16 protein-coding genes and 1 riboswitch are annotated in these 20,759 nt (G+C 34.0%); of the genes, 4 read left to right on the top strand and 12 right to left on the bottom strand.

Features of this window, described 5'->3' with window-relative positions:
• Positions 1 to 127: 127 nt before the first annotated feature.
• The 5 genes from ACUXVC_RS09190 to ACUXVC_RS09170 form a co-directional block, all read right to left on the bottom strand.
• Positions 128 to 1,357: an aminopeptidase gene (locus ACUXVC_RS09190; RefSeq protein ID WP_078401675.1), complete on the bottom strand. Its 1,230-nt coding sequence runs from the start codon at positions 1,355 to 1,357 to the stop codon at positions 128 to 130.
• A gap of 599 nt (positions 1,358 to 1,956) precedes the next feature.
• The gene (gene nheC / locus ACUXVC_RS09185; protein ID WP_088025333.1) at positions 1,957 to 3,036 is read right to left on the bottom strand and encodes a non-hemolytic enterotoxin NHE subunit C; all 1,080 of its coding nucleotides are present in this window, start codon (positions 3,034 to 3,036) and stop codon (positions 1,957 to 1,959) included.
• Positions 3,037 to 3,143: 107 nt separating this feature from the next.
• Positions 3,144 to 4,352, bottom strand: coding sequence for a non-hemolytic enterotoxin NHE subunit B (gene nheB / locus ACUXVC_RS09180; protein WP_000162968.1), 1,209 nt, complete (start codon positions 4,350 to 4,352; stop codon positions 3,144 to 3,146).
• Between the two features lie 37 nt (positions 4,353 to 4,389).
• Positions 4,390 to 5,550: a non-hemolytic enterotoxin NHE subunit A gene (gene nheA / locus ACUXVC_RS09175; RefSeq protein ID WP_000751827.1), complete on the bottom strand. Its 1,161-nt coding sequence runs from the start codon at positions 5,548 to 5,550 to the stop codon at positions 4,390 to 4,392.
• A 598-nt stretch (positions 5,551 to 6,148) separates the two neighbouring features.
• Positions 6,149 to 7,975: an APC family permease gene (locus ACUXVC_RS09170; protein WP_106822400.1), complete on the bottom strand. Its 1,827-nt coding sequence runs from the start codon at positions 7,973 to 7,975 to the stop codon at positions 6,149 to 6,151.
• Between the two features lie 144 nt (positions 7,976 to 8,119).
• Positions 8,120 to 8,266: riboswitch (cyclic di-AMP (ydaO/yuaA leader) on the bottom strand.
• A gap of 139 nt (positions 8,267 to 8,405) precedes the next feature.
• On the opposite strand from ACUXVC_RS09170, the gene ACUXVC_RS09165 reads away from it, so the two are divergent.
• The gene (locus tag ACUXVC_RS09165; protein WP_000031873.1) at positions 8,406 to 8,534 is read left to right on the top strand and encodes a hypothetical protein; all 129 of its coding nucleotides are present in this window, start codon (positions 8,406 to 8,408) and stop codon (positions 8,532 to 8,534) included.
• Positions 8,535 to 8,597: 63 nt separating this feature from the next.
• Here the strand turns inward: ACUXVC_RS09165 and panE are convergent, their stop codons facing one another.
• Positions 8,598 to 9,542 (bottom strand): 2-dehydropantoate 2-reductase, encoded by a 945-nt coding sequence (gene panE, locus ACUXVC_RS09160; RefSeq protein ID WP_001221912.1) that lies wholly within the window; start codon positions 9,540 to 9,542, stop codon positions 8,598 to 8,600.
• A gap of 175 nt (positions 9,543 to 9,717) precedes the next feature.
• Here panE and ACUXVC_RS09155 point away from each other — a divergent pair, with 175 nt between their 5' ends.
• Entirely contained in the window at positions 9,718 to 11,193 is a 1,476-nt protein-coding gene (locus ACUXVC_RS09155) for a hypothetical protein (protein ID WP_144465400.1), read from the top strand.
• Positions 11,194 to 11,403: 210 nt separating this feature from the next.
• Here ACUXVC_RS09155 and trhO read toward each other — a convergent pair whose 3' ends face one another.
• Complete coding sequence (trhO, locus tag ACUXVC_RS09150; RefSeq protein WP_063547058.1) at positions 11,404 to 12,363, bottom strand: oxygen-dependent tRNA uridine(34) hydroxylase TrhO; 960 nt, start codon at positions 12,361 to 12,363, stop codon at positions 11,404 to 11,406.
• Positions 12,364 to 12,841: 478 nt separating this feature from the next.
• Here trhO and ACUXVC_RS09145 point away from each other — a divergent pair, with 478 nt between their 5' ends.
• Entirely contained in the window at positions 12,842 to 14,137 is a 1,296-nt protein-coding gene (locus tag ACUXVC_RS09145) for an Nramp family divalent metal transporter (RefSeq protein ID WP_097961192.1), read from the top strand.
• Between the two features lie 201 nt (positions 14,138 to 14,338).
• On the top strand, positions 14,339 to 14,869 hold the full coding sequence (locus ACUXVC_RS09140) for a GNAT family N-acetyltransferase (protein WP_446026006.1): 531 nt from the start codon (positions 14,339 to 14,341) through the stop codon (positions 14,867 to 14,869).
• Between the two features lie 51 nt (positions 14,870 to 14,920).
• Here ACUXVC_RS09140 and ACUXVC_RS09135 read toward each other — a convergent pair whose 3' ends face one another.
• The 5 genes from ACUXVC_RS09135 to ACUXVC_RS09115 all read right to left on the bottom strand — a co-directional run bounded on the left by ACUXVC_RS09135 (position 14,921) and on the right by ACUXVC_RS09115 (position 20,664).
• Complete coding sequence (locus ACUXVC_RS09135; RefSeq protein WP_446026005.1) at positions 14,921 to 16,549, bottom strand: peptide ABC transporter substrate-binding protein; 1,629 nt, start codon at positions 16,547 to 16,549, stop codon at positions 14,921 to 14,923.
• Between the two features lie 153 nt (positions 16,550 to 16,702).
• Positions 16,703 to 18,028 (bottom strand): bifunctional S-methyl-5'-thioadenosine deaminase/S-adenosylhomocysteine deaminase, encoded by a 1,326-nt coding sequence (locus tag ACUXVC_RS09130; RefSeq protein WP_141558499.1) that lies wholly within the window; start codon positions 18,026 to 18,028, stop codon positions 16,703 to 16,705.
• Between the two features lie 53 nt (positions 18,029 to 18,081).
• Complete coding sequence (locus ACUXVC_RS09125; protein WP_048565312.1) at positions 18,082 to 18,441, bottom strand: YunG family protein; 360 nt, start codon at positions 18,439 to 18,441, stop codon at positions 18,082 to 18,084.
• Positions 18,442 to 18,468: 27 nt separating this feature from the next.
• Positions 18,469 to 18,912 carry a GNAT family N-acetyltransferase gene (locus ACUXVC_RS09120; protein WP_144465398.1) on the bottom strand — a complete coding sequence of 148 codons (444 nt, stop codon included), beginning with the start codon at positions 18,910 to 18,912 and terminating at the stop codon, positions 18,469 to 18,471.
• A 237-nt stretch (positions 18,913 to 19,149) separates the two neighbouring features.
• Positions 19,150 to 20,664: an acetyl-CoA hydrolase/transferase family protein gene (locus ACUXVC_RS09115; RefSeq protein WP_078993438.1), complete on the bottom strand. Its 1,515-nt coding sequence runs from the start codon at positions 20,662 to 20,664 to the stop codon at positions 19,150 to 19,152.
• Positions 20,665 to 20,759 lie beyond the last annotated feature (95 nt).

Genomic DNA, 20,759 nt, shown 5'->3' with positions numbered 1-20,759 from the left:
GCATTTTACTTCTAATTAAAGAGGTAGTTTTCAGCCTAAGCAAAAGCAGATGAAACACCTATATAGTTGCACTAATTATGCTTAGTAACCGTTTCATCCACTCTACTCCTTTATTCAAATTAAAAACTTAAAATGCCCAGCTACCTTTACGGAAAATTGGTTCTACAGTTCCATCTGGTAGAATACCGTCAATGTCCATCTCACTGCTACCAATCATAAAGTCCTCATGTGTTACAGAAATATTTGCCCCTAACGTTTCAAGCTGATCGTTTTCTAAATCTCTTCCATCCTCTAAGCAAGTTGGATAAGCTTTACCAATCGCTAAATGGTTCGATGCATTTTCATCAAACAATGTATTAAAATATAAAATTCCCGATGCTGAAATTGGTGATTCATGTGGTACAAGTGCTACTTCACCTAAATAGCAAGAGCCTTCATCCACATTAATAAGCTCTTGTAATAAATCATGTCCTACCTGTGCTTCAGCTTTAACAATTTTTCCTTCTTCAAATGTCAGTTTAAAGCCATCGATAATATTCCCTTGATAAACTAATGGTTTTGTATTGCTTACATAGCCATTTACACCTTGTTTCATCGGTAACGTATAAACCTCTTCTGTCGGCATATTAGCCATAAAGATAGTATCATCAGGAGTTTTACCACCTCCAGTAACCCATTTATGCTGTGGTGCTAATGCAATTGTTAAATCAGTACCTGGCGCTGTATAGTGAAGCTTCATATATTTTTTATCGTTCAGTAGGACCGCACGAGATTCTAAATTTGTTACATGTTCACGCCATTTTTCAATAGCACTGCCGTCACCAATACGAACAGCTTTAAAAATAGCCTCCCATAATGCTGGTACTTGATCCTCAGTTGCTAAACCTGGGAACACCTTCGATGCCCACTTTGGTGAAGGAACTGCTACCATCGACCAAGCTATTGAATCCTTCATTACGGCGTTGCGATTGTTTCTCAGAGCAGCTCCTGCTACCTTTTGATAGGTAGCTAGACGATCAGATGAAATACCTGTAAATTTATCAGGATCTGTAGCATCTATCATTAATAGTGCTCCTTTACGTTCGATCAGCTCATCATTCATTTTGACTATCCACTCTGGGAAGCGATTAAATTCTTCATCTGAGGCATAATCAAAGTAAGCACGTTCCATTTCTTCATCCGAAAAATTAACATGAACACGCCCTGCCCCAGCCTTATAAGCCTCTTTCACAATTATACGGGCGAAATCCAATGCATCCACTGATGTATTGACTAATAAGTATTGCCCTGGTTGAATATTGACACCGATTTTCACCGTAAGTTCTGCATATGCTTGTAATTTTTCTTCAAAAGTCATATTATTTACCTCGCTTTTATTAAATTGGTTTTGAATTCCCCTCACTAACTTACTTTCTGAACAGGTTTTCTCAGAATTTCCATTTCCCATTTTTTATTAGAACATGATAACAACTAATGGATTTTTTCTACTACTCATATATTTAATTTCTAAACTTTGATTCAATTAATATTGATTTGTTTTTCAAAAAATCTAATCGAAGGGTATCAAACACTACATAAAGTTATAGAGTTCTTTATTGTGAAAGCTCACTCAGTTCTTCCCAATCTTTTCAATGCTACTGCACCTAAAGACTTACCATCAATGGGACGATTAACATTCTCAATCACTCCTTTATCTTTATAAAAGCATTTTTGATAGATAAACATATCATTTGACATAAGATTAAATCATTTTGAATGAATTATCAAGCCGTAAAATTTAATTTTTAAAAAATTCAGTAAAAAACTCATATGAAAATGGATTCTATCAAAGGGAGCGATAACGGAAAGATTTTTATACACACATGGATAAAACACATGACAAACTTATATATAATTGCAAGTTCAACTCTCACAAAAAACAGGATAAAAAAATAAACAGCAGAACTAGTCCACTGTTTACTTTGCCACACCTTCATGTAATTTTTCTGTATAATCCTTTACATCTTTCCAGCTATCTTTCGCTGTATGTAAATCTTCTTTTATAAACGTAAACTCTTCTGGAGAAATTCCTTTTACGTTTTGTAATAAATTATTATATTTTGCACCTACTGTATACCATTGATTTGATATGTTTTGTAGTGCTGTAATTGCTGCATCAATTGTTTCTGTCATGTTTGTTGTTTTATTTTTTACATCAGTCAAAATTAAGACTTCTGCTTGTGCTCCTGAAATTCTATCTTTTAAATTGGCGATTTCTCTTTCTGCATTTGCGATATCTTTTTTCGCAACCGCAATCATCGGCCCACCAGCAAGACATGTTATTAGAGCTACGCAAAGTACGCCACCAGCAATGACCATATCATTACTCTTTTTAATCGAATCGTTATATGTATTTATTTGTTGCTCTAGAGCTGGAATACCAGCATTCGTACTTGCCAATATCGCTGTTAACTGATTTGTATCCTCTTTGAAACTATTTGTATCTTTCGCCATTCTATCGCGAAAAGCTTTCAAATTCCCTAATAATCCATCTACCTCATTTTGATTCTTTACAATATCCGCATACAACTTTTCTAAATCCGCTTTTAATTTTCCGCTATCCTTTTGATCAATCGCTATTAACATGTCGTTATAATACGATTGAAAAGTATTATTGTAATTTATAATATTTTGATCCGTTTTCATAATTTGAGGCTTCATATTATTTAACCAATATGCTGCATTAACTTTTGCATCTCTTTGATGCTGAATCATATTCCCTTTAAATTCACTATTAATCGAACTTATTTTACTTAAATCTGTCTCTTGCTGATTTTGAATTAATTTTGCATATGAATCCATTGCAAATATGCTCGATGTCGTTTGCGCCATAACGTCTTGGAATCCAGCTGGCCCTAGAGAATAATTTTTCGCACTTTCTTGCAATGTTTTTACGTTTTGTTCTGCTGCAAAAGGATGTAAAGGAAATGCGTTACTCGTTGCCACTCCAGCAATCATTAACGTTAAAAGGCATTTTTTATAAAATCTTTTCTGCATACTTTTCACCTATTTTCTTTATAAAAGTATAAAAAGCTCCTGCTCACAACTGAACAGGAGCTTCAAACCATTCATCAACACTTAACGCTCTAACGATTCGTATTCGATTATGCTTTTTTCGTATCTACTACTTTAATATCTTCCGCATAAATCTTTTCTGCATAGTCTTTAATGTTTTTCCAGCTATCTTTCGCAATGTTTAAATCTTCTTTAATGAAAACTAGGTCATTTGGACTAATAGAATCTACATTTTGAAGTAAAGAATTGTATTTTGATCCCATTGTGTACCATTGGTTTGAAATATTTTGTAACGCTGTAATTGCAGTATCAATTGTATTTGTTAAATACTCTGTTTGTGTTTTAATGTTCGTTAATCCTGCTACTTCTAATTGCGCAGTTGTAACTTGTCCTGTTATCTTTTGAATTTCTGCTTGTGCATTATCAAGCTCTTTCTTCGCTAATACGATTCCAGCTGTACCACCGCCTACAGCTGCTGCGCCACCTGCAATTAATGCTACTCCTAGCGGTGTTCCTGCGCCCGTAGCAATAACTACTGCACCACCGATAATTGCAATTGGTCCTAGAGCTGTCGCAACAGATGAACCGATAATAATTGCATTATATTTACTAATTGCTTCATTGTACGTTGTAATTTGATTTTGTAATAGTGGAATTCCTGCATCTTGACTAGCTAATATAGATGTAATTTGATTTGCATCACCCTTGAAGTTTTGCGTATCCGAAGTCATTTTATTTCGGAATTTCTTCAAGTCTTCTACTAACTGATCCACTTGCGCTTTATTTTCATTAATACTACTTGATAATCTAGTTAAGCCTTTCGTAAGAGTTGCTTTATCCTTTGCATCAACTGCAGCAACTAAAGTATCATAATAGTTTTGGAATTTCGTATTGTAGTTAATGATATTTTGATTCGTTGAAATAAGCTGTGGTTTTAATACATCTAACCATTGCTTCGCATTTCCTCTCGCTGTATCTTGATGCTGAATGACTTTTCCTTTTAAAGCCGCATCAACAGATGATACATTCCCAAAGTTAACATTACCTTGTTTAATAATTGTTAAAGCGTACAGATCCATTACTAAAGCATTTGAACCTGTTCTTTCCATTGCATCTTTTAAGCCTTCTGGTCCTAATGAGTATTCTTCATAGTCATTATAAGCTTTTGCTACCGCATGAACTGGAGCTTGTTTCACTGTGCTTTCAGCTGCATACGTATGGGCTGGCATAATGTTTCCTGCTGCAAATACTGCCATAAGTGCTGATAGAGCCATTACTTTATATGGTTTTTTTGTCATTTTTCTTCTCTCCCTATATCGCTAATTATTTTTCTGCTTAATGTACTTCAACGTTTGTAACGTAATCTTCAAATTGATTTGTTTGTTTATTCATTTCATCACTTACTTTTTTAATTTGATTGAAATGTTTTTGAAGTAAACTACTGTCTGTATACGTGCCTTCTTCAACATTCTTTTGAATTTGAATCATATTATTATTTAAAACTTTCCAATCCGTTAATAACGTTTCTAAAGTTGTAATTTGACGATCAATTAATTCTGTAAAGCTATTTACTTGATCTTCAACGAATGTAATTTGAGTCGCCTCTGCTTCAGTTTGTGATAACTTTTGAATAAGTGGTAATAACTCTTTTTGCTTTTGTTGAATGCGAAGAGCTGCTTCTCTCGTTTGACTATCTGCAGCATTTACAATTTCATTACTTAAAGTACCGATAGAAACAAAATCGATTGTTTTCGTTTGTGCAGTTTGATTTGTGATTGTAAATACTTGTTTACCGATATTAATAGAACCTTTAATGATTTCTTGAGGTCTATTCAAAATAGTAGTTAGTTCAGCTTGAATTTCCCCTTGAATTCTTTTAATATCTTCTCTTAATTTCACAATATCTCCACTTGATCCTTGCAGTGTTTTTATTGCTTCATCGGCTTTAATTGATAAGTTGTTACTATCTTTGTCTAATACTGTTTTAAATCGATTTAACTCTAATAAATCTTGCTCCATACTCTCTTGGATGCTTTGTACTTGCAATTGTAATTTTCCATATGCACTCATAAAATCTGCTTTTGCTTGCTGATCTTCATTTACGTTTCCTGCTAGTTCATAGAGCTTACTATAATAGCTATTAAATCTAGTGCTGTATCTCATCATTTCTTGATTTAAGTCAATTAGCTTCGGATTATATTCATCAATCCACTCTCGCACATTCGCCTTTGCGAACTTTTGATGATTCGTTAAGCTACTCATCGCATTTACCTTAATGTCTGGCTGTTGCAAAATAATTAATCCGTATGCTTGAATAAGCGGTGATTGTGATCCTAACATTCTAATTGAATTGGATAATGTATTTGGAGCAATTACATTTTGCGCATATACTGTTTTCACTTCCGTTTGCCCCTCCTTAGCGTAAGCGCTTACAGGAATGAAGCAACTCGTAGATACTGCTGTAACCAATAACCCTGTAATTAAAGTCTTTTTCACTTTAACTCCTCCTATGTATTAGCAACTATTACTATCGCATTTTATTATTCTATTTTTTTGCCCATAACTTGAGATGGTTAAAATAGAGAACGTCCTCACCACGATCCATGTATGAACCACCTCTCTCATATTGCTACAGTACTTACTTATCGCCACAAAACATTTTATTATTTTTCATATGTGTTTAGTATGAATAATATTGTATAAATTTTCTATTTCATCGAAATTCCCACATTCACATAGTGAATATATTACGTAAAAATATTATTCATTTTAAACTAAAAAACATGCGTAAATATGAAATTTCGTTTTGTTTTCATATATGTTTTGTACTGTAAGGTCATTTAAACACAGCTGTTTATATAACGTAAAGAAGTATTTTCATTCCCTTTATTTCCAAGCTTTCATGTCCTTATTTCAAAATATAATCCGATTCACTTTATCGATTGAAATATCTATATATCACAACAGAAAACACTACTTATAAATAACTAATAAAATTATATCCATATAACTTTTAAACCCATATGCAATTATGCATAGCATATACACAAAAAGGATAGCTTCATTTTCACGAAGCTATCCTTCAAAAATCTTCTTATTTTTTTAAATGATATGGAACTGTCGTAATAACAACATTTCTTTTATAAAGTAAATACGCACGTATGAGTAAACTGGATTGATTATGAAGAATGTTATGCCAACCTTTTTTCGGAATGAACTGTGGTATAACGACCGTAACGCGGTAATTCGATTCACTTGCCTTATATTGCACTGTATCAATGAACTTCGTTAACGGCTGAATAATACTTCTATAATGAGAATGTAATGTAACAAGCCTTACTTCAGGTTGCCACACCTTCCATTTCTCTTCAAATTTCTTTTCCTCTTCTCTGTCAAAAGCAACATATACAGCGATAACTTGATCTGCAGAAAGAGATTTCGCATAGTTCAATGAATTTTCTACTACATGCGTCATACCTGCTACAGGAACGACAATTACATTCCCCTCAATTGGAATAAGAGGCTCGCAAGTTTTTAAACTTAATTGATCACCCACTGCATCATAATGCTTCTTAATTCGATGGAATAAGAAGATAATAACTGGTAAGAAAATAAGAATCGACCAAACTTGTGCAAATTTAGTTAAAAAGAACATGCTCATTACGATAAAACTAATAACTGCACCAATTAAATTAACCGTTAATTTTAAAGCCCATCCTTCAGGTTTTTCACGAAGCCACTTTAATACCATCCCTGTTTGAGAAAGTGTAAATGGAATAAATACACCTACTGCATATAACGGAATTAAATGTTCTGTTTGTCCTTGGAAAGCTACAATTAAAATAATCGAAGCAACTCCAAGTATTATAATACCGTTTGAGTAACCTAGACGGTCTCCTCTAATCGTAAACATTCTCGGTATGAATTTATCTTTTGCGAGGTTAACCGCTAATAAAGGAAATGCAGAATAGCCTGTATTAGCTGCGAGAATTAATATTAAAGCTGTTGTACCTTGTATGAAATAGTACATGAAATTACGTCCAAATGTTTGTTCAGCAATTTGAGAAACAACTGTTACTTCTTTACTCGGCGTCACTCCGTAATAATAAGCTAAAAATACAATTCCTGAAAATAACACAGCAAGTAATGCACCCATTGCAAGCAATGTTTTTGCAGCATTGTTTGGCGCAGGATCTTTAAAGTTCGGAATTGCATTTGAAATTGCTTCAACACCTGTTAAAGCAGAACTACCTGATGCAAATGCTCTTAACAGTAAAAACAAACTAATACCCGCAACCGGCGTTCCGATCGGCGTGTGTAAAGCCTGCGAAACGTGACCAGTCAAAATATTATATATGCCTACACCAATTAATATAAATAGGGCTAAAACAAATAAATAAACAGGATATGCTAAAACAGAAGCTGATTCCGTTACTCCTCTTAAATTTAAGATCGTAATAAATATAACAAATATAATCGCAATGATTACATTATGTGCATGTAAACTAGGAAAAGCAGATGTTAGCGCATCTGTACCTGCAGATACACTTACCGCAACAGTTAAAATATAGTCGACTAATAAAGATCCTCCAGCAATTAAGCCTGGATTCATCCCTAAATTTTCTTTTGATACAACATACGCTCCCCCGCCATGCGGATAAGCAAAAATAATTTGACGATAAGATAAAATAAGGGCTGTCAATAATACTAATACCCCAACAGCGATCGGAATGGAATACCAATAAGCGATCGCTCCCACACCTGCTAAAGCAATTAAAATTTGCTCTGGACCGTAAGCAACTGATGACAATGCATCAGAAGATAAAATAGCTAAAGCTTTCGTTTTATTAAGCTTTTGTTCTCCAAGCTCTGTTGATTTTAACGGTCTTCCAATTAAAAATCTTTTAATAGATGAAACCAATGCTGTCCACTCTCCAATAATTTTGTACGAACTTTTCTGCTTGTTACAGCCAGTAAACGATTTCTTCAGAAAACAAAAAATGTCTACAAGCCATAGCGAAATAGACTTGTAGACATTATTTTTTTTGTCGCACAAGCTCCACCTTCCTTCTCAATATAACGCTTACGAGGTTAGCTGTCGGATTCGGGCCTATGAGTAGCCCTACCTTTTTCAAGGATTCACCCCATCGGATTATGTACTAATCCGTAAAAACGGGTCCCCCGTACCATGCGGTTTCAGCGATTTAGAAAATTGAAACTGTGGATTATAATACTCCTTTATTTTCAAAAAGTAAACAAAAATTTTTAATAAGAAAAAAATTAAAATGATTGCGCATAATCCGCTGAGAAATATACATAATGAATATTAAAAATCCGCAAAGGAGACCCATATGTCTAAAGAAAAGAAGCCTATTTTTTCCGATTCATATTTAGATGCAGTAGCAAATGAAATTAATCAGTTATATGGTAAACGTGAACAGGAAATAAATTTGACAGATAGAACGAAAAGAAATAAATAATTTGTCATACAAAAAATAAAAAAGATAGCAATACACTTATATATTGCTATCTTTTTTATTTTTTCATACATCTAATTCTATTACAGATTTGTTAAAGGTCATCTCTTCATACACCTTTAAATTTTGATATATAGATTCTAATAATGGTGCCGCTATAGAAAATTTCTCTGCTACATCCAGTAAATATCCTTGCAAGTGCTTCCCTTCAATAAACGAACCCTTTTCCATATCACGTTGCATTGATGACTTCATATCATACGAAATTTTATCAATCGTTTTCATATGTTCCTGGGCAATATTAGCCTTTACTGGAGCTCCTAATACTCTCATGATTTGTACAGATTCCTCAAACACATTACGGATAAAATCACGGCCGCCTTCACTTTCACGGATTGGTCCAATTGGTGCACGCATTAACGTTGTCACACCTGACATTACAGTAATAAATAAATATTTATGCCACATATCTTGCGTAATATTTTCACTTAAAACAAAACTAGATTTCGTACCTGAAAATGCTTTAGAAATATGCTTTACTCTCTCTGAATTTTGAGACTTAATTTCTCCAAACACAAGTCTGTTGGCAGCGCTAGTTTGTACAATTTCTCCTTGATCGTTTAACGTCGTCTCGATAAAGCATAAACCGCCAATTACTTTTTCTTCGCCGAATTCTTTTTGTAATAGCGATAAATGAGCGATACCATTTAACAATGGAATGATTACAGTATTTTCGCCAACAAACGGCTTCAAATCTTGAATTGCCTCGTTTAAGTGATACGCTTTTGTTGAAAATAAAATGACATCAAATGGAGAAGTTCGCTCTTCTTTCGTTATTAATTTCGGTCGGAAGGAAAAATCCCCGTTAACACTTCGGATTACAAGTCCTCTTTCCTCTAATTGTTTTTTCCGTTTACTACGAACAAGAAACGTGACATCTTCTCCCTTCTCGACTAATCTGCCACCAAAAAATCCTCCGACTCCACCAGCGCCTAATACTAAAATCCGCATACAGCATCCCCCTTTTCAAAATACAATTTTATAACTTTTAGTATACATAACATTATACATGTTCCCTACTAAATAAGCTGAATTTTCACTCTCAATTGAGTATAAAAGAGTGGTTATTTTCAAATAAATTTGGGCATGTTGTTTCTATAGCATATATGGAAAGGACACAATGTAGATGGAGGCAATACAAGCAATTGAGGAAAAAGGTGTAGCAACAGCTATATTCCAATTTATATTCCCGTTTTCGTTTAAAGCTGGATATGAACAAAATATGTTCCCTTTCTTACAAAAAAACGATTTTCGTCCTTTTCGGCTCGATCATCTCGATGATGAAAATACATATTATGGGGAGTTTAAAGTTTCACATCAAAATATGGAAGCATACTATCTTTCATTTACAAATAAAATTCTCTTTCCTCATTCAGAGCATCAAAAGGGCTTGCAACGTTATTCAAAGGACCTTAACTTAACTGGACATTTAACAACAAACCTTATTTCAATTCCATTCAAGATACACTCTATTGATGTCACACTTTGTCCTTATGAACTTGGCTTCTTAACAATTCGAACAGAAGTAAACACTGCTCCAAACATGACTTTATCTGAAGCAATCGAATTCGCTGCTCGCTTCCGTGTACTTGAAACTAAAACTGATACAAATGAGTCTATTTGTATTGAATGTAACGGAAAAAAGTATTCCCAAGTTGAAAAATTCATTTTTGGTTATTTATTTCATGGCGTAACTGATTTCTTTGAAAAGAAGAGATTAAGAAGTTCATACTTTCAAACCTTCCCTTTCTTTGAAGACCAAAGAATGTACGTTCAAACTTTATTGTCACTAAAAGAAGGTATGGAACTTAATGAAGTGGATGTTTATCGTACTTCCAGTCTTTCCGGATTAACAAGTGATGGTAAACCATATGTAAGTGCAAATAACATTCCTTACATTCATGACTATTTAAAAAAACACGCTTATCAGAGATGGGCTCCAAATCGTTATTTCATAATGGAAGAACATATTTTTACATGTGTAACAAATGAAGGCGAACGCGAAATCTCTAAACTTGCTAGTCAAATGTTCGGAGAATTTTATTACGCTTTATTATTAAACCTATTTCATAAAATTGTTTTATTAAAAATGGCAAACGCCTATGCTGAGCTAAACATTGAACAAGATACTAATGAAATAGAGAAATTAATTTATTCGATCAATTCGTTCACTGCTAATTATTTTTCTTTAGAATTAGTATCCCAATCACAAAGTGAAGATATTTTCTTCCGCTTAAGAAAACTTTTTAATATTGAGGTTCTATACTCGAACGCGAAACAAAATCTTGATAGTTTGTTTAAATATCAAGAAAATGTCGCCTCTAAAAAAGATAGCCTTTTATTATTAATTTTAACGCTCTACTCTGTAGTGGGCCAAATGTTAGGGTTTACTATGATTGACCTTTTAAGAAACACCGATTCAAACAAAATATCGTCCCCTCTTGAATTTTTCGCTCTATTAATTGCGATTAGCGGCATTGTCATTTCACTTATTTTAGGAGCCCAAAGTTTATATCAATGGGGTCTACAGCATAAACAAAGAAAAGCTTGGGTAAAACAAACGGTACTTTCTGCCGTTAAAGAGAAAGAGGATAAAAACTAAAGAAGGTTATTTTCAAATTCTTGGTGTGCTGCAGTAAGTGAAATTTTTATCAGCGATTTTCCGATTATATCAGCGCAACTCGAAATATATCAGCGATTTTTTAAATATATCGACTTACCGACAAAAAACGACAAATGACAGGACTGTATAATAAAAAAAGGGTGCTCCAAAATAAAACTTGGAGTACCCTTTTTATTATACGAATTCAGCTTACTTCCCTGCTTCGATTTTCTCTAATGCAGCAGCTACTTGCTCTTCCGTTAATTCATGTTGTATTACGTAGCGGTTACGTGGACTTACACGACATTCATGAGAACATGCACGTAAATATTTCGCTTCGTTTTCTTCAGAACATAAAATTTTCTTATTACATTCTGGATTTGAACAGTTTACATAGCGCTCACATGGTTCACCTGTAAAGTGATCTTTACCAACGATAACATGTTCTTTTTGGTTTACTGGAACAGCGATACGCTCATCAAACACGTAACATTGTCCATCCCAAAGCTCACCTTGTACTTCTGGATCTTTTCCGTACGTTACAATTCCGCCGTGAAGCTGACTTACATCTTCAAAACCTTCACGAACTAACCAACCAGAGAATTTCTCACAACGAATTCCACCTGTACAGTAAGTTAAAATCTTTTTACCTTCAAGTGTTTCTTTGTTTTCTCTAATCCAATCTGGTAATTCACGGAATGATTCGATATCAGGTTTAATCGCACCTTTGAAGTGTCCTAAATCAAACTCATAATCATTTCGTGCATCAATGATAACTGTATCTTCTTGTTTCATTGCCTCATAAAAATCTTTTGGCTCTAAATACTTCCCAGTTATTTCATGTGGGTTAATGTCATCTTCTAGACGAAGTGTAACTAATTCTGGACGAGGACGTACGTGCATTTTCTTGAATGCATGCCCTTCTTCTTCATCTATTTTAAATACGATACCATCAAAACGTGGATCATTATTCATTGCTTCCATGTATTTCTCTGTTTGCTCTACAGTTCCAGAACAAGTTCCGTTAATACCTTCTTTTGCTACAAGAATTCTTCCTTTTAATTCAAGTGAATTACAAAATTCTAAATGCTCTGCAGCAAATTCTTCTGGGTTTTCAATTGTTGTGTACATGTAATATAGTAATACTCTATATGGTTTTGTAGTTGCCAATGTATTTCTACCACCTATCTAATTTTTAAAATCATGTATAAGTTAACGTTCATATCAAAACATATATAATAAGAAAATGAATCCCATTTTCTTTTCTTTATACTATTTTCTATCAGTTAACAAAAATAAAAAACAAGATTACACATCATAACACTATGGTTATGTTGTAATCCCAATATATTATATATCATACAATTGCAATTCCATCAATTAATATGCTGTATTATCAGCTTTATGTTCACATAAATTTCAAAAACAGCCCTTTAATTCACTATGTTTCCCCATGTCACCACACCATAAACTCCCAATTCATTTTACATTATCACACCATCCATTGCATAAAGGCATATAATTTGCATTAAGGAAACTTTCGTGTTCAAATGAAATTATCACATAACATATTTAAATGTATTGAAATAATGAGTAAGAATAAATACAATAATTTCATCAAGTTAACATTTTAAAGGGGAAAACTACTATGAATAAAGATATAACAAAAGATAAACATCTCCCTTCTGAAAGTACAACTGTACAATCAGCTCACTTAGCTTTAAGTGGAGAAACAAAAGGCTGGAAAAGACTGTTACCATTTTTAGGACCCGCTTTTATCGCGTCCGTTGCTTATATTGATCCTGGCAACTTTGCTACAAATATCGCAGCTGGTTCACAATATGGATATTTACTATTATGGGTTATACTCGCTTCTAACTTAATGGCTGTATTAATCCAAACTTTATCGGCTAAATTAGGAATTGCTACAGGAAACAATTTACCCGAAATAGCTCGTGAAAACTTTCCAAAGCCTGTGTCTATCGGCTTATGGATACAAGGTGAACTAGTTATTATGGCTACAGATTTAGCGGAATTTATTGGAGCTGCATTGGGGCTTTACTTACTATTTGGAATCCCGATGCTACCTGCCGCTTTAATTACAGCAGCCGGATCATTTATTATCCTTGAATTTCAACGTAGAGGATTTCGTCCACTAGAAGCTATTATTACAGGAATGATTTTCATTGTAGTAATCGCTTTTGGGATTCAAGTTTTTTATGCAAAACCAGAATTAAGTCCCCTTCTTTCAGGACTATTTATTCCAAAATTCCAAGGTGTAGACAGTATATTACTTGCAGCAGGGATTTTAGGTGCAACAGTTATGCCGCATGCAATATACTTGCATTCTGCATTAACACAACGCCGCGTGGTCGGAACAACTGACGAACAAAAGAAAAAGATTTTTCGTTTCGAATTTATCGATATTATTATTGCAATGGTTATTGCTGGAGCAATTAATGCAAGTATGTTAATTGTAGCAGCTGCACTATTCTTTAAAAATGGCTTGCACGTTGAAGATTTAGATGTTGCTTACACTCAATTTACCAATTTAGTAGGTCCTGTATCGGCTGCATTATTTGGAATTGGACTTTTATCAGCAGGACTATCTAGCTCTTCTGTCGGTACAATGTCGGGTGATATTATTATGCAAGGTTTCATTCGCATGCATATTCCGTTATATTTACGCCGATTTATTACAATGATTCCACCACTAGTAATTATCGCTTTAGGTGTAAATCCAACATACGCTCTAGTCATGAGCCAAGTCGTCTTATCATTCGGTATTGCTTTTGCATTAGTACCACTTATTATGTTTACAAGCAATAAAAAAATTATGGGTGCGCTCGTTAATCACCGCATAACAACCTTTATCGCTTGGATCATTGCTGCACTTGTTATCATTTTAAATATTTTCTTATTGTATCAAACATTTGTAGGGTAATGAAAAAAGGGTATTCCAATTTTTATTTGGAATACCCTTTTTCAATTCATTATTTGTATTAATCCTATAAACTCTTTTTAAGATAAATTATATAATCTATTTCCAGACAATAATTCCCTTACGCCTTGAATAATCTTTATTTTCAGATTAAATTATATAATAACAAATACATTCTATTTTCATGTGAAAAGGAGCGAAAATATGTTTCCTTTATTAAAAACTGAAAGACTTATTTTAAGAGAACTTACCGAAGAAGATGCACCGCGTATACTACAATGCTTTTCTAATACTAATGTACTGCGCTATTATGGCCAAAAACCGTTACAAGATGTTGATCAAGTGAAACAAATCATTCATAACTTTAAGTTGATTTACAATGCAAGAAACGGTATAAAATGGGGAATCGAATTAAAAGACAAGAAAGAACTCATAGGTACCATTGGTTTTCACGATTGGTCTTCTGAGCATAAACGAGCCAATATAAGTTATGCCTTTTTGCCTGAACACTGGGGAAAAGGATATGCGACTGAAGCTGTTTCTGAGGTTATATCATACGGTTTCCATACGATTCATTTAAAGCGGATTGGAGCAATTGTATTTCTTGAAAATGAAGCTTCCAATAAAGTACTATTAAAATTAGGCTTTGAAAAAGAAGGCGTTCTAAAAAATTATATGTATCAAGATGATATCCCATATGATACGAATTTTTACGCTTTATTAAAATCAGTTTAATAGAATTTATGTGTAAAAAACCTTACTTTTAAAAAGTAAGGTTTTTTGTATTTATTCATTAGCAATATAAGCATTCTTATAAGTATAAATACCACCAAATTGATGTTTTTCAATCCCTTTTACATAATCCTTTTGTACATACGCTGAGCCAATATGATAAAGCGGTGCCACAGCTGCATCTTCTAATAATACCTGCTCGGCTTCTCGCAACGCTTCCCATCGTTTTTCCGTATCTAGTACAAAATCCGTTTTCGCTTTCTTTATTAATTCATCGTAACGAACATTAGAATAATTCATTTTATTATTCGGATTCCCTGTCGTAAATAACTCTAAATAACTAATTGGGTCTTTATAGTCAGGTCCCCAATTTGCCATAGTTATATCGTAATCACCTATTTGTTCTAACTGTAATTTTTGCTTAAATGGCTGTTGTTTAATTTGTATCGTTAACCCTTGCAAATTCTTCTCTAAATCACCTTTTATATATTCTGCCATACGTATTGCGTTATCTTGTTCGAACGTTAAGAACTCTAGGTTTACTTGTTCTACCCCAAGCTCTTTTTTCGCTTCTTCCCAAAGTTTTTTCGCATTTTGCAAATCATATGAGGAAATATCTCCATTTTCTTTTCTAAAATCTTTACCAGTCACTTCATTTACATGACCAACTGGTACAAGTCCACTTGCAGGTTTTGCTCCGTTATTAATAAAGTGAGCAACGAAACCATCTTTATTTAACGCTAATGAAATAGATTGACGCACCTTTTTATTTGCTAACGCGTTATTTTTTTCATTAAAACGAAGCATAGCAATTCCAGGATCACTCGACATATGTAATTCCTTATTCCCTTTATACTTGTCTACAACTTGCGAATTAATAGGTACTCGATCCAAATCTCCGGCTTCATATAAATTTACAGCTGTCATTGTATCCTTTAGGATATGAAAGTTTATTTCATCTAATTTCACTTTCTTTCGATCCCAATATGTAGTATTTTTCTTTAATTGAAACTCTTGTTCATGCTTCCATTTTTCTAATACAAATGGACCGTTATATATGAGATTACTAGGTTCCAATGCATAATTGTTTCCTTGTTCTTTCAAAAATGATTCATGCTGTGGTAAGTATATAGGTAGTGCTAACAACTGTAAAAAATACGGAACTGGCTGTTCGAGTTCAACTTCTAACGTATAATTATTTATCGCTTTAACCCCAAGTGCATCAAGAGGCATTGTTCCCTTATTGATCTCTTTCGCATTTTTTACATAAAAGAGCATGGACGCATATTGAGAGGCTGTTTCAGGGTTAATTGCACGTTTCCAAGCAAATATAAAATCATTTGCTGTTACATTATCCCCATTTGACCATTTTGCATCTTTACGCAAGTCAAATGTATATTTCTTACCATCTTCACTTCTTTTAAACAATTTTGCTATGGCTGGAGTAGGCTGATCTTGATCGTTTAATACATATAACCCTTCAAATATATTCTGCATAATGTGTGCTGATGTACCATCTGTTGTTTTCACAGTGTCCAGAGAAGGAATTTCTTCTGATACTGTTACATTTAACACTTGTTTTTTAACCTCTATGTCACTTTTATCCGCTTTATTATTACAAGCTGTTAATAATAAAGATGTAACAAGTGCCATTACCATTAAATGGCTCTTTTTTCGCTTCATGAGTTGTTCTCCTTAAATATAAAATATTATAAAGCGTAATATATTATAGCAGAAATACTAACAGAAAGATGCGACATTCTTTTGAATATTTATTCGTTCAAGAAAAAAGCTATCCTTTTAAAAGGATAGCTTTTTCAACTGCCACATAATTATCTATCTTTGCAGACCTCGTTTATATCGACTTGCTTCAAATATAATACGCTCTTCATCTAACGTTTTACATTCACCATTCCAAACGACACGTTTTCCGTTAATAATTACATCGCTTATATCTTTACCACTCGCAGCATATACAAGGTGTGATAACACTTCATCCGCTGGTTGTAGATGCGGCTTATTAGACGGGTCAATCGTAATAAAATCAGCACACTTACCAGCTTCTAGTGACCCTGTTTGTTTCATCCCAATGACTTCCGCAGCTCCTTTTGTCGCAAGAGAAAGAGCTGTTTCAACTGGTAATGCTGTTGCATCTTGGTGTATACCTTTTTGCAATAAAGTTGCTATACGCAGTTCTTCAAACATGTCTAAATTATTGTTAGACGCAACACTATCTGTTGCAATTCCTACTTTTATTCCTGCTTCTAGCATCGCTTTTACATTCGCTATACCAGAACCTAGTTTTAAATTACTATTTGGGTTATGTGCTACTCGAACATCATGTTCTGCTAAAAATGCACGCTCATTTTCATTTAATACTACACCGTGTGCAATAACTGTTGGGCGTTTAAACAACCCGCAACTTGCTGCATATTCTACTGGACGTTTTCCGTACTGTGCTTCAATATCACGTACTTCACGCTCTGTTTCAGAAAGGTGGATATGAACCATTGTTTGATTCTCTACTGCAATACGAGCACACTCTTCTAACAATTCTGTACTACATGTATATGGACTATGCGGTGCAACCATCGTAGTTAACATGCCACTTTCTTTATAGTAACGCTTCACATATTTCTCAGCTTCTTCAATCGCTTTCTTTTCATCGTCTTTCGTTCCGAAGCTAAATAAAGTTCTTGAAACAGCAGCTCGCATTCCACTCCTTGATACCGTTTCCATAATTGCATCTTGATCTACTCCAATTGGATTAAACATGTCAGAAAATGATGTTGTACCACTTTTCACCATTTCAAGTAATCCTAATTCCGTACTAGCAACCGCAAGCTCTGGAGTAAACTGACTTTCAAGTGGCCAAATTCTCGTCTCCAGCCATGGTTGTAATAACATATCATCGCCAATACCTCTTAAGAGACTCATTACAACGTGTGTATGTGTGTTTACAAGCCCTGGTAAAACCCACTTTCCTTTCATGTCAATTACTTTATCTACTTCAAAATCATTAGCGAATTCTCCGCTCTTTACATCTATAATTTGATCATTTTCTACAATGATATATCCATTTTCTATCACTTCGTTTTGTTCATTCATCGTTACGATTGTAGCGTTTACATAAGTTGTTTTCAAAAGTATTTCCCCTTTCAACTCTATGAAGTTCCCTTTAATAAGTTACCACCATTATAGTAACTTATTAAAGATTAAGAGTCAAAAGATAATTTGAATTCTTTCGTTATTTTTTCCTTCAAAATGTTATATTGCTTTTCATTTGTATCTGCAAATGCTTCTTCCCGATTTGACTTTTCATCCATATAATTCAATTTCCCATTGAATTGAGTCTCTGTAAAATCAAATCTCTGCCCATCTATAAAGTTATAAAAGTGCCATACCTCTCTTACTTTTGTCTTTTTAATTTCTCCTCCGTATATGTCTTGAACGACAAGAGCTGTAACACCACATTGTCCCTTTGCTGGATTTTCAATTGTCCACTTTGAACTTGTTTCAATTGACCACGATTTTATTAGTGCTTCATATATTCTTTTTTCCTTTACATCATCCATTCTAATCTTCCCCTACTATTAATAGTTTTACACATCATATTTCAAAAGAGGCAGTACACGACCCTTAAAGACAGTTGATGGTGTCTCTCCTATTAACTGTGCTCCCATTTTCAAGTAATATCCTTTTGCATCCGGATCACTATCAATTGTAAAACTTTTTAATCCTAGTTCATTTGCTTTTTCTATTACATACTCCCAAAGTATTTTCCCGTAACCTTTTCCTTTGTAATCAGGATGAATGTACAAGAAATCGAGAGCTTTATCATTACGTAAAAATGAGAAAAAACCAATCTTCGCATTATCGTTTTCTAAAACATATACAAAATTATTTTTTATGTATTCTTCTGTAATTGTTAAATCTTCCTTACAAGCAAGTATGAATTCTTCACTATAATTCCACGTTGCTTTTGATTGTAGTGCGAGTTCACTTAATTCATTTGCTTCACTTAATAACGCTTCTCTTATCTTCATGATTCTTTCTCCTCACTTTCGATATGTAAACTACTAAATTGATTCGGAAAGCACTTCAAAAAACCTTTTATTTTCATAAATTAGAGCTTACTTTTATAATTCTTTATTATAATCAGTACGATTTTCAACAAATTTTTTAAAGAAAAAGAACGCCATCCCTAAAAATTGGCGTTCTCTTTTTCTAAAATTTAATCTTCAAACTCACTCATTCGTTTTACTATTTCGTACGATACAAACCTATACAGTTTCTACTACCGCTTCAAGCATTGTTCCATTTTTAGCATAATTCGTATGCCAAGAAAAAGCTTTTTCTAAAATATGAGGAGTTTGTCCACCTCTTGTTTTTGCTTCTTCGTAATAAGCACGTAGTTGATCACGATACATTGGATGTGCGCAATTCTCAATAATAAGTTCCACTCTTTCTCTTGGCGCAAGCCCTCTTAAGTCAGCATACCCCTGTTCAGTGACGATAACATCTACATCATGTTCTGTATGATCTACATGTGAAACGAAAGGAACGATGCTTGAAATGTTCCCACCCTTCGCAATCGATTTAGTAACAAAGATAGCTAGGCGGGCATTTCTTGCAAAATCACCAGACCCACCAATACCATTCATCATTTTTGTACCTAAAACGTGAGTAGAGTTAACATTACCATATATATCCAATTCTAAAGCAGTATTAATTGAGATTAATCCAAGGCGACGAATGATTTCAGGATGATTGGAAATCTCTTGTGGACGCATCATTAATTTGTCACGATATTTTTCAAAGTTAGAAAATACTTGTTGCATTTTCTCTTCAGAAAGCGTGATAGAACAACAAGAAGCAAAATTGACTTTTCCAGCATCCATAAGATCAAAAACTGCATCTTGTAAAACCTCGGAATATACTTCTAAATCTTCAAATTCTGAACCTAACATTCCGTGCAATACTGCGTTAGCAACTGAACCAATTCCTGATTGTAACGGCGCTAAACGATTTGTTAATCGGCCTACTTTGACTTCTTCTCGAAGGAATTCTATTAAATGCTGTGCCATAATAACAGTTTCTTCATCCGGAGGAACAATTGTCGATGGCGAATCCAATTGATTCGTAAACACAATTCCCTTTACTTTTTCAGGATCAATTGGAATACCGATTGTTCCAATTCGGTCATCCGTTTTCACAAGCGGAATTGGAAGCCTCTCTCCTTGTTTACCTGGTTCATATAGATCATGTAGCCCCTCTAATTGCGCGGATTGAGCCATATTCATTTCAATAATAATGGACTTAGCATTTAAGGAAAACGCTAAGGAATTTCCAATTGAAGTGGTTGGAATAATCATTCCGTCCTCTGTAATCGCAACCGCTTCCAAAATAGCGAAATCTATATCTAGAACGTCAGCACGAAGTAACTCTGCTGTATGAGATAAGTGCTGATCTACAAATAAAAAGTCTCCGTTATTAATTCCTTTTCGCATTGTCGCATCAGCTTGGAAAGGCAATCGTTTCCCTAAAATTCCTGCCTCAGCAAATAATTTGTCTACATCCGATCCTAAAGAAGCCCCAGTATAAACATTTACTTTAAAAGATTCATCATTCTTAACTCGGTTTACAAGCGCAAATGGGACTGCTTTTACATCACCTGCACGTGTAAACCCACTTAAGCCTAAAGTCATTCCACTTTGAATCCAGGAAGCTGCTTCTTCAGGTGTAACTACCCGATCTTTTAGACGTTGATCTCTGATTCTATCTAAATTGTTCTCCATATGTAATCCCTCTCTCATTGAATATTCATAATTATTTTACACATTAACACTATCAAAATAGGGATTTTAGTATACAATGCCGAAAATTCAGACAG

Source organism: Bacillus sp. N6, from assembly GCF_052805735.1.
This window is presented reverse-complemented; position numbering and strand designations above follow the sequence as displayed.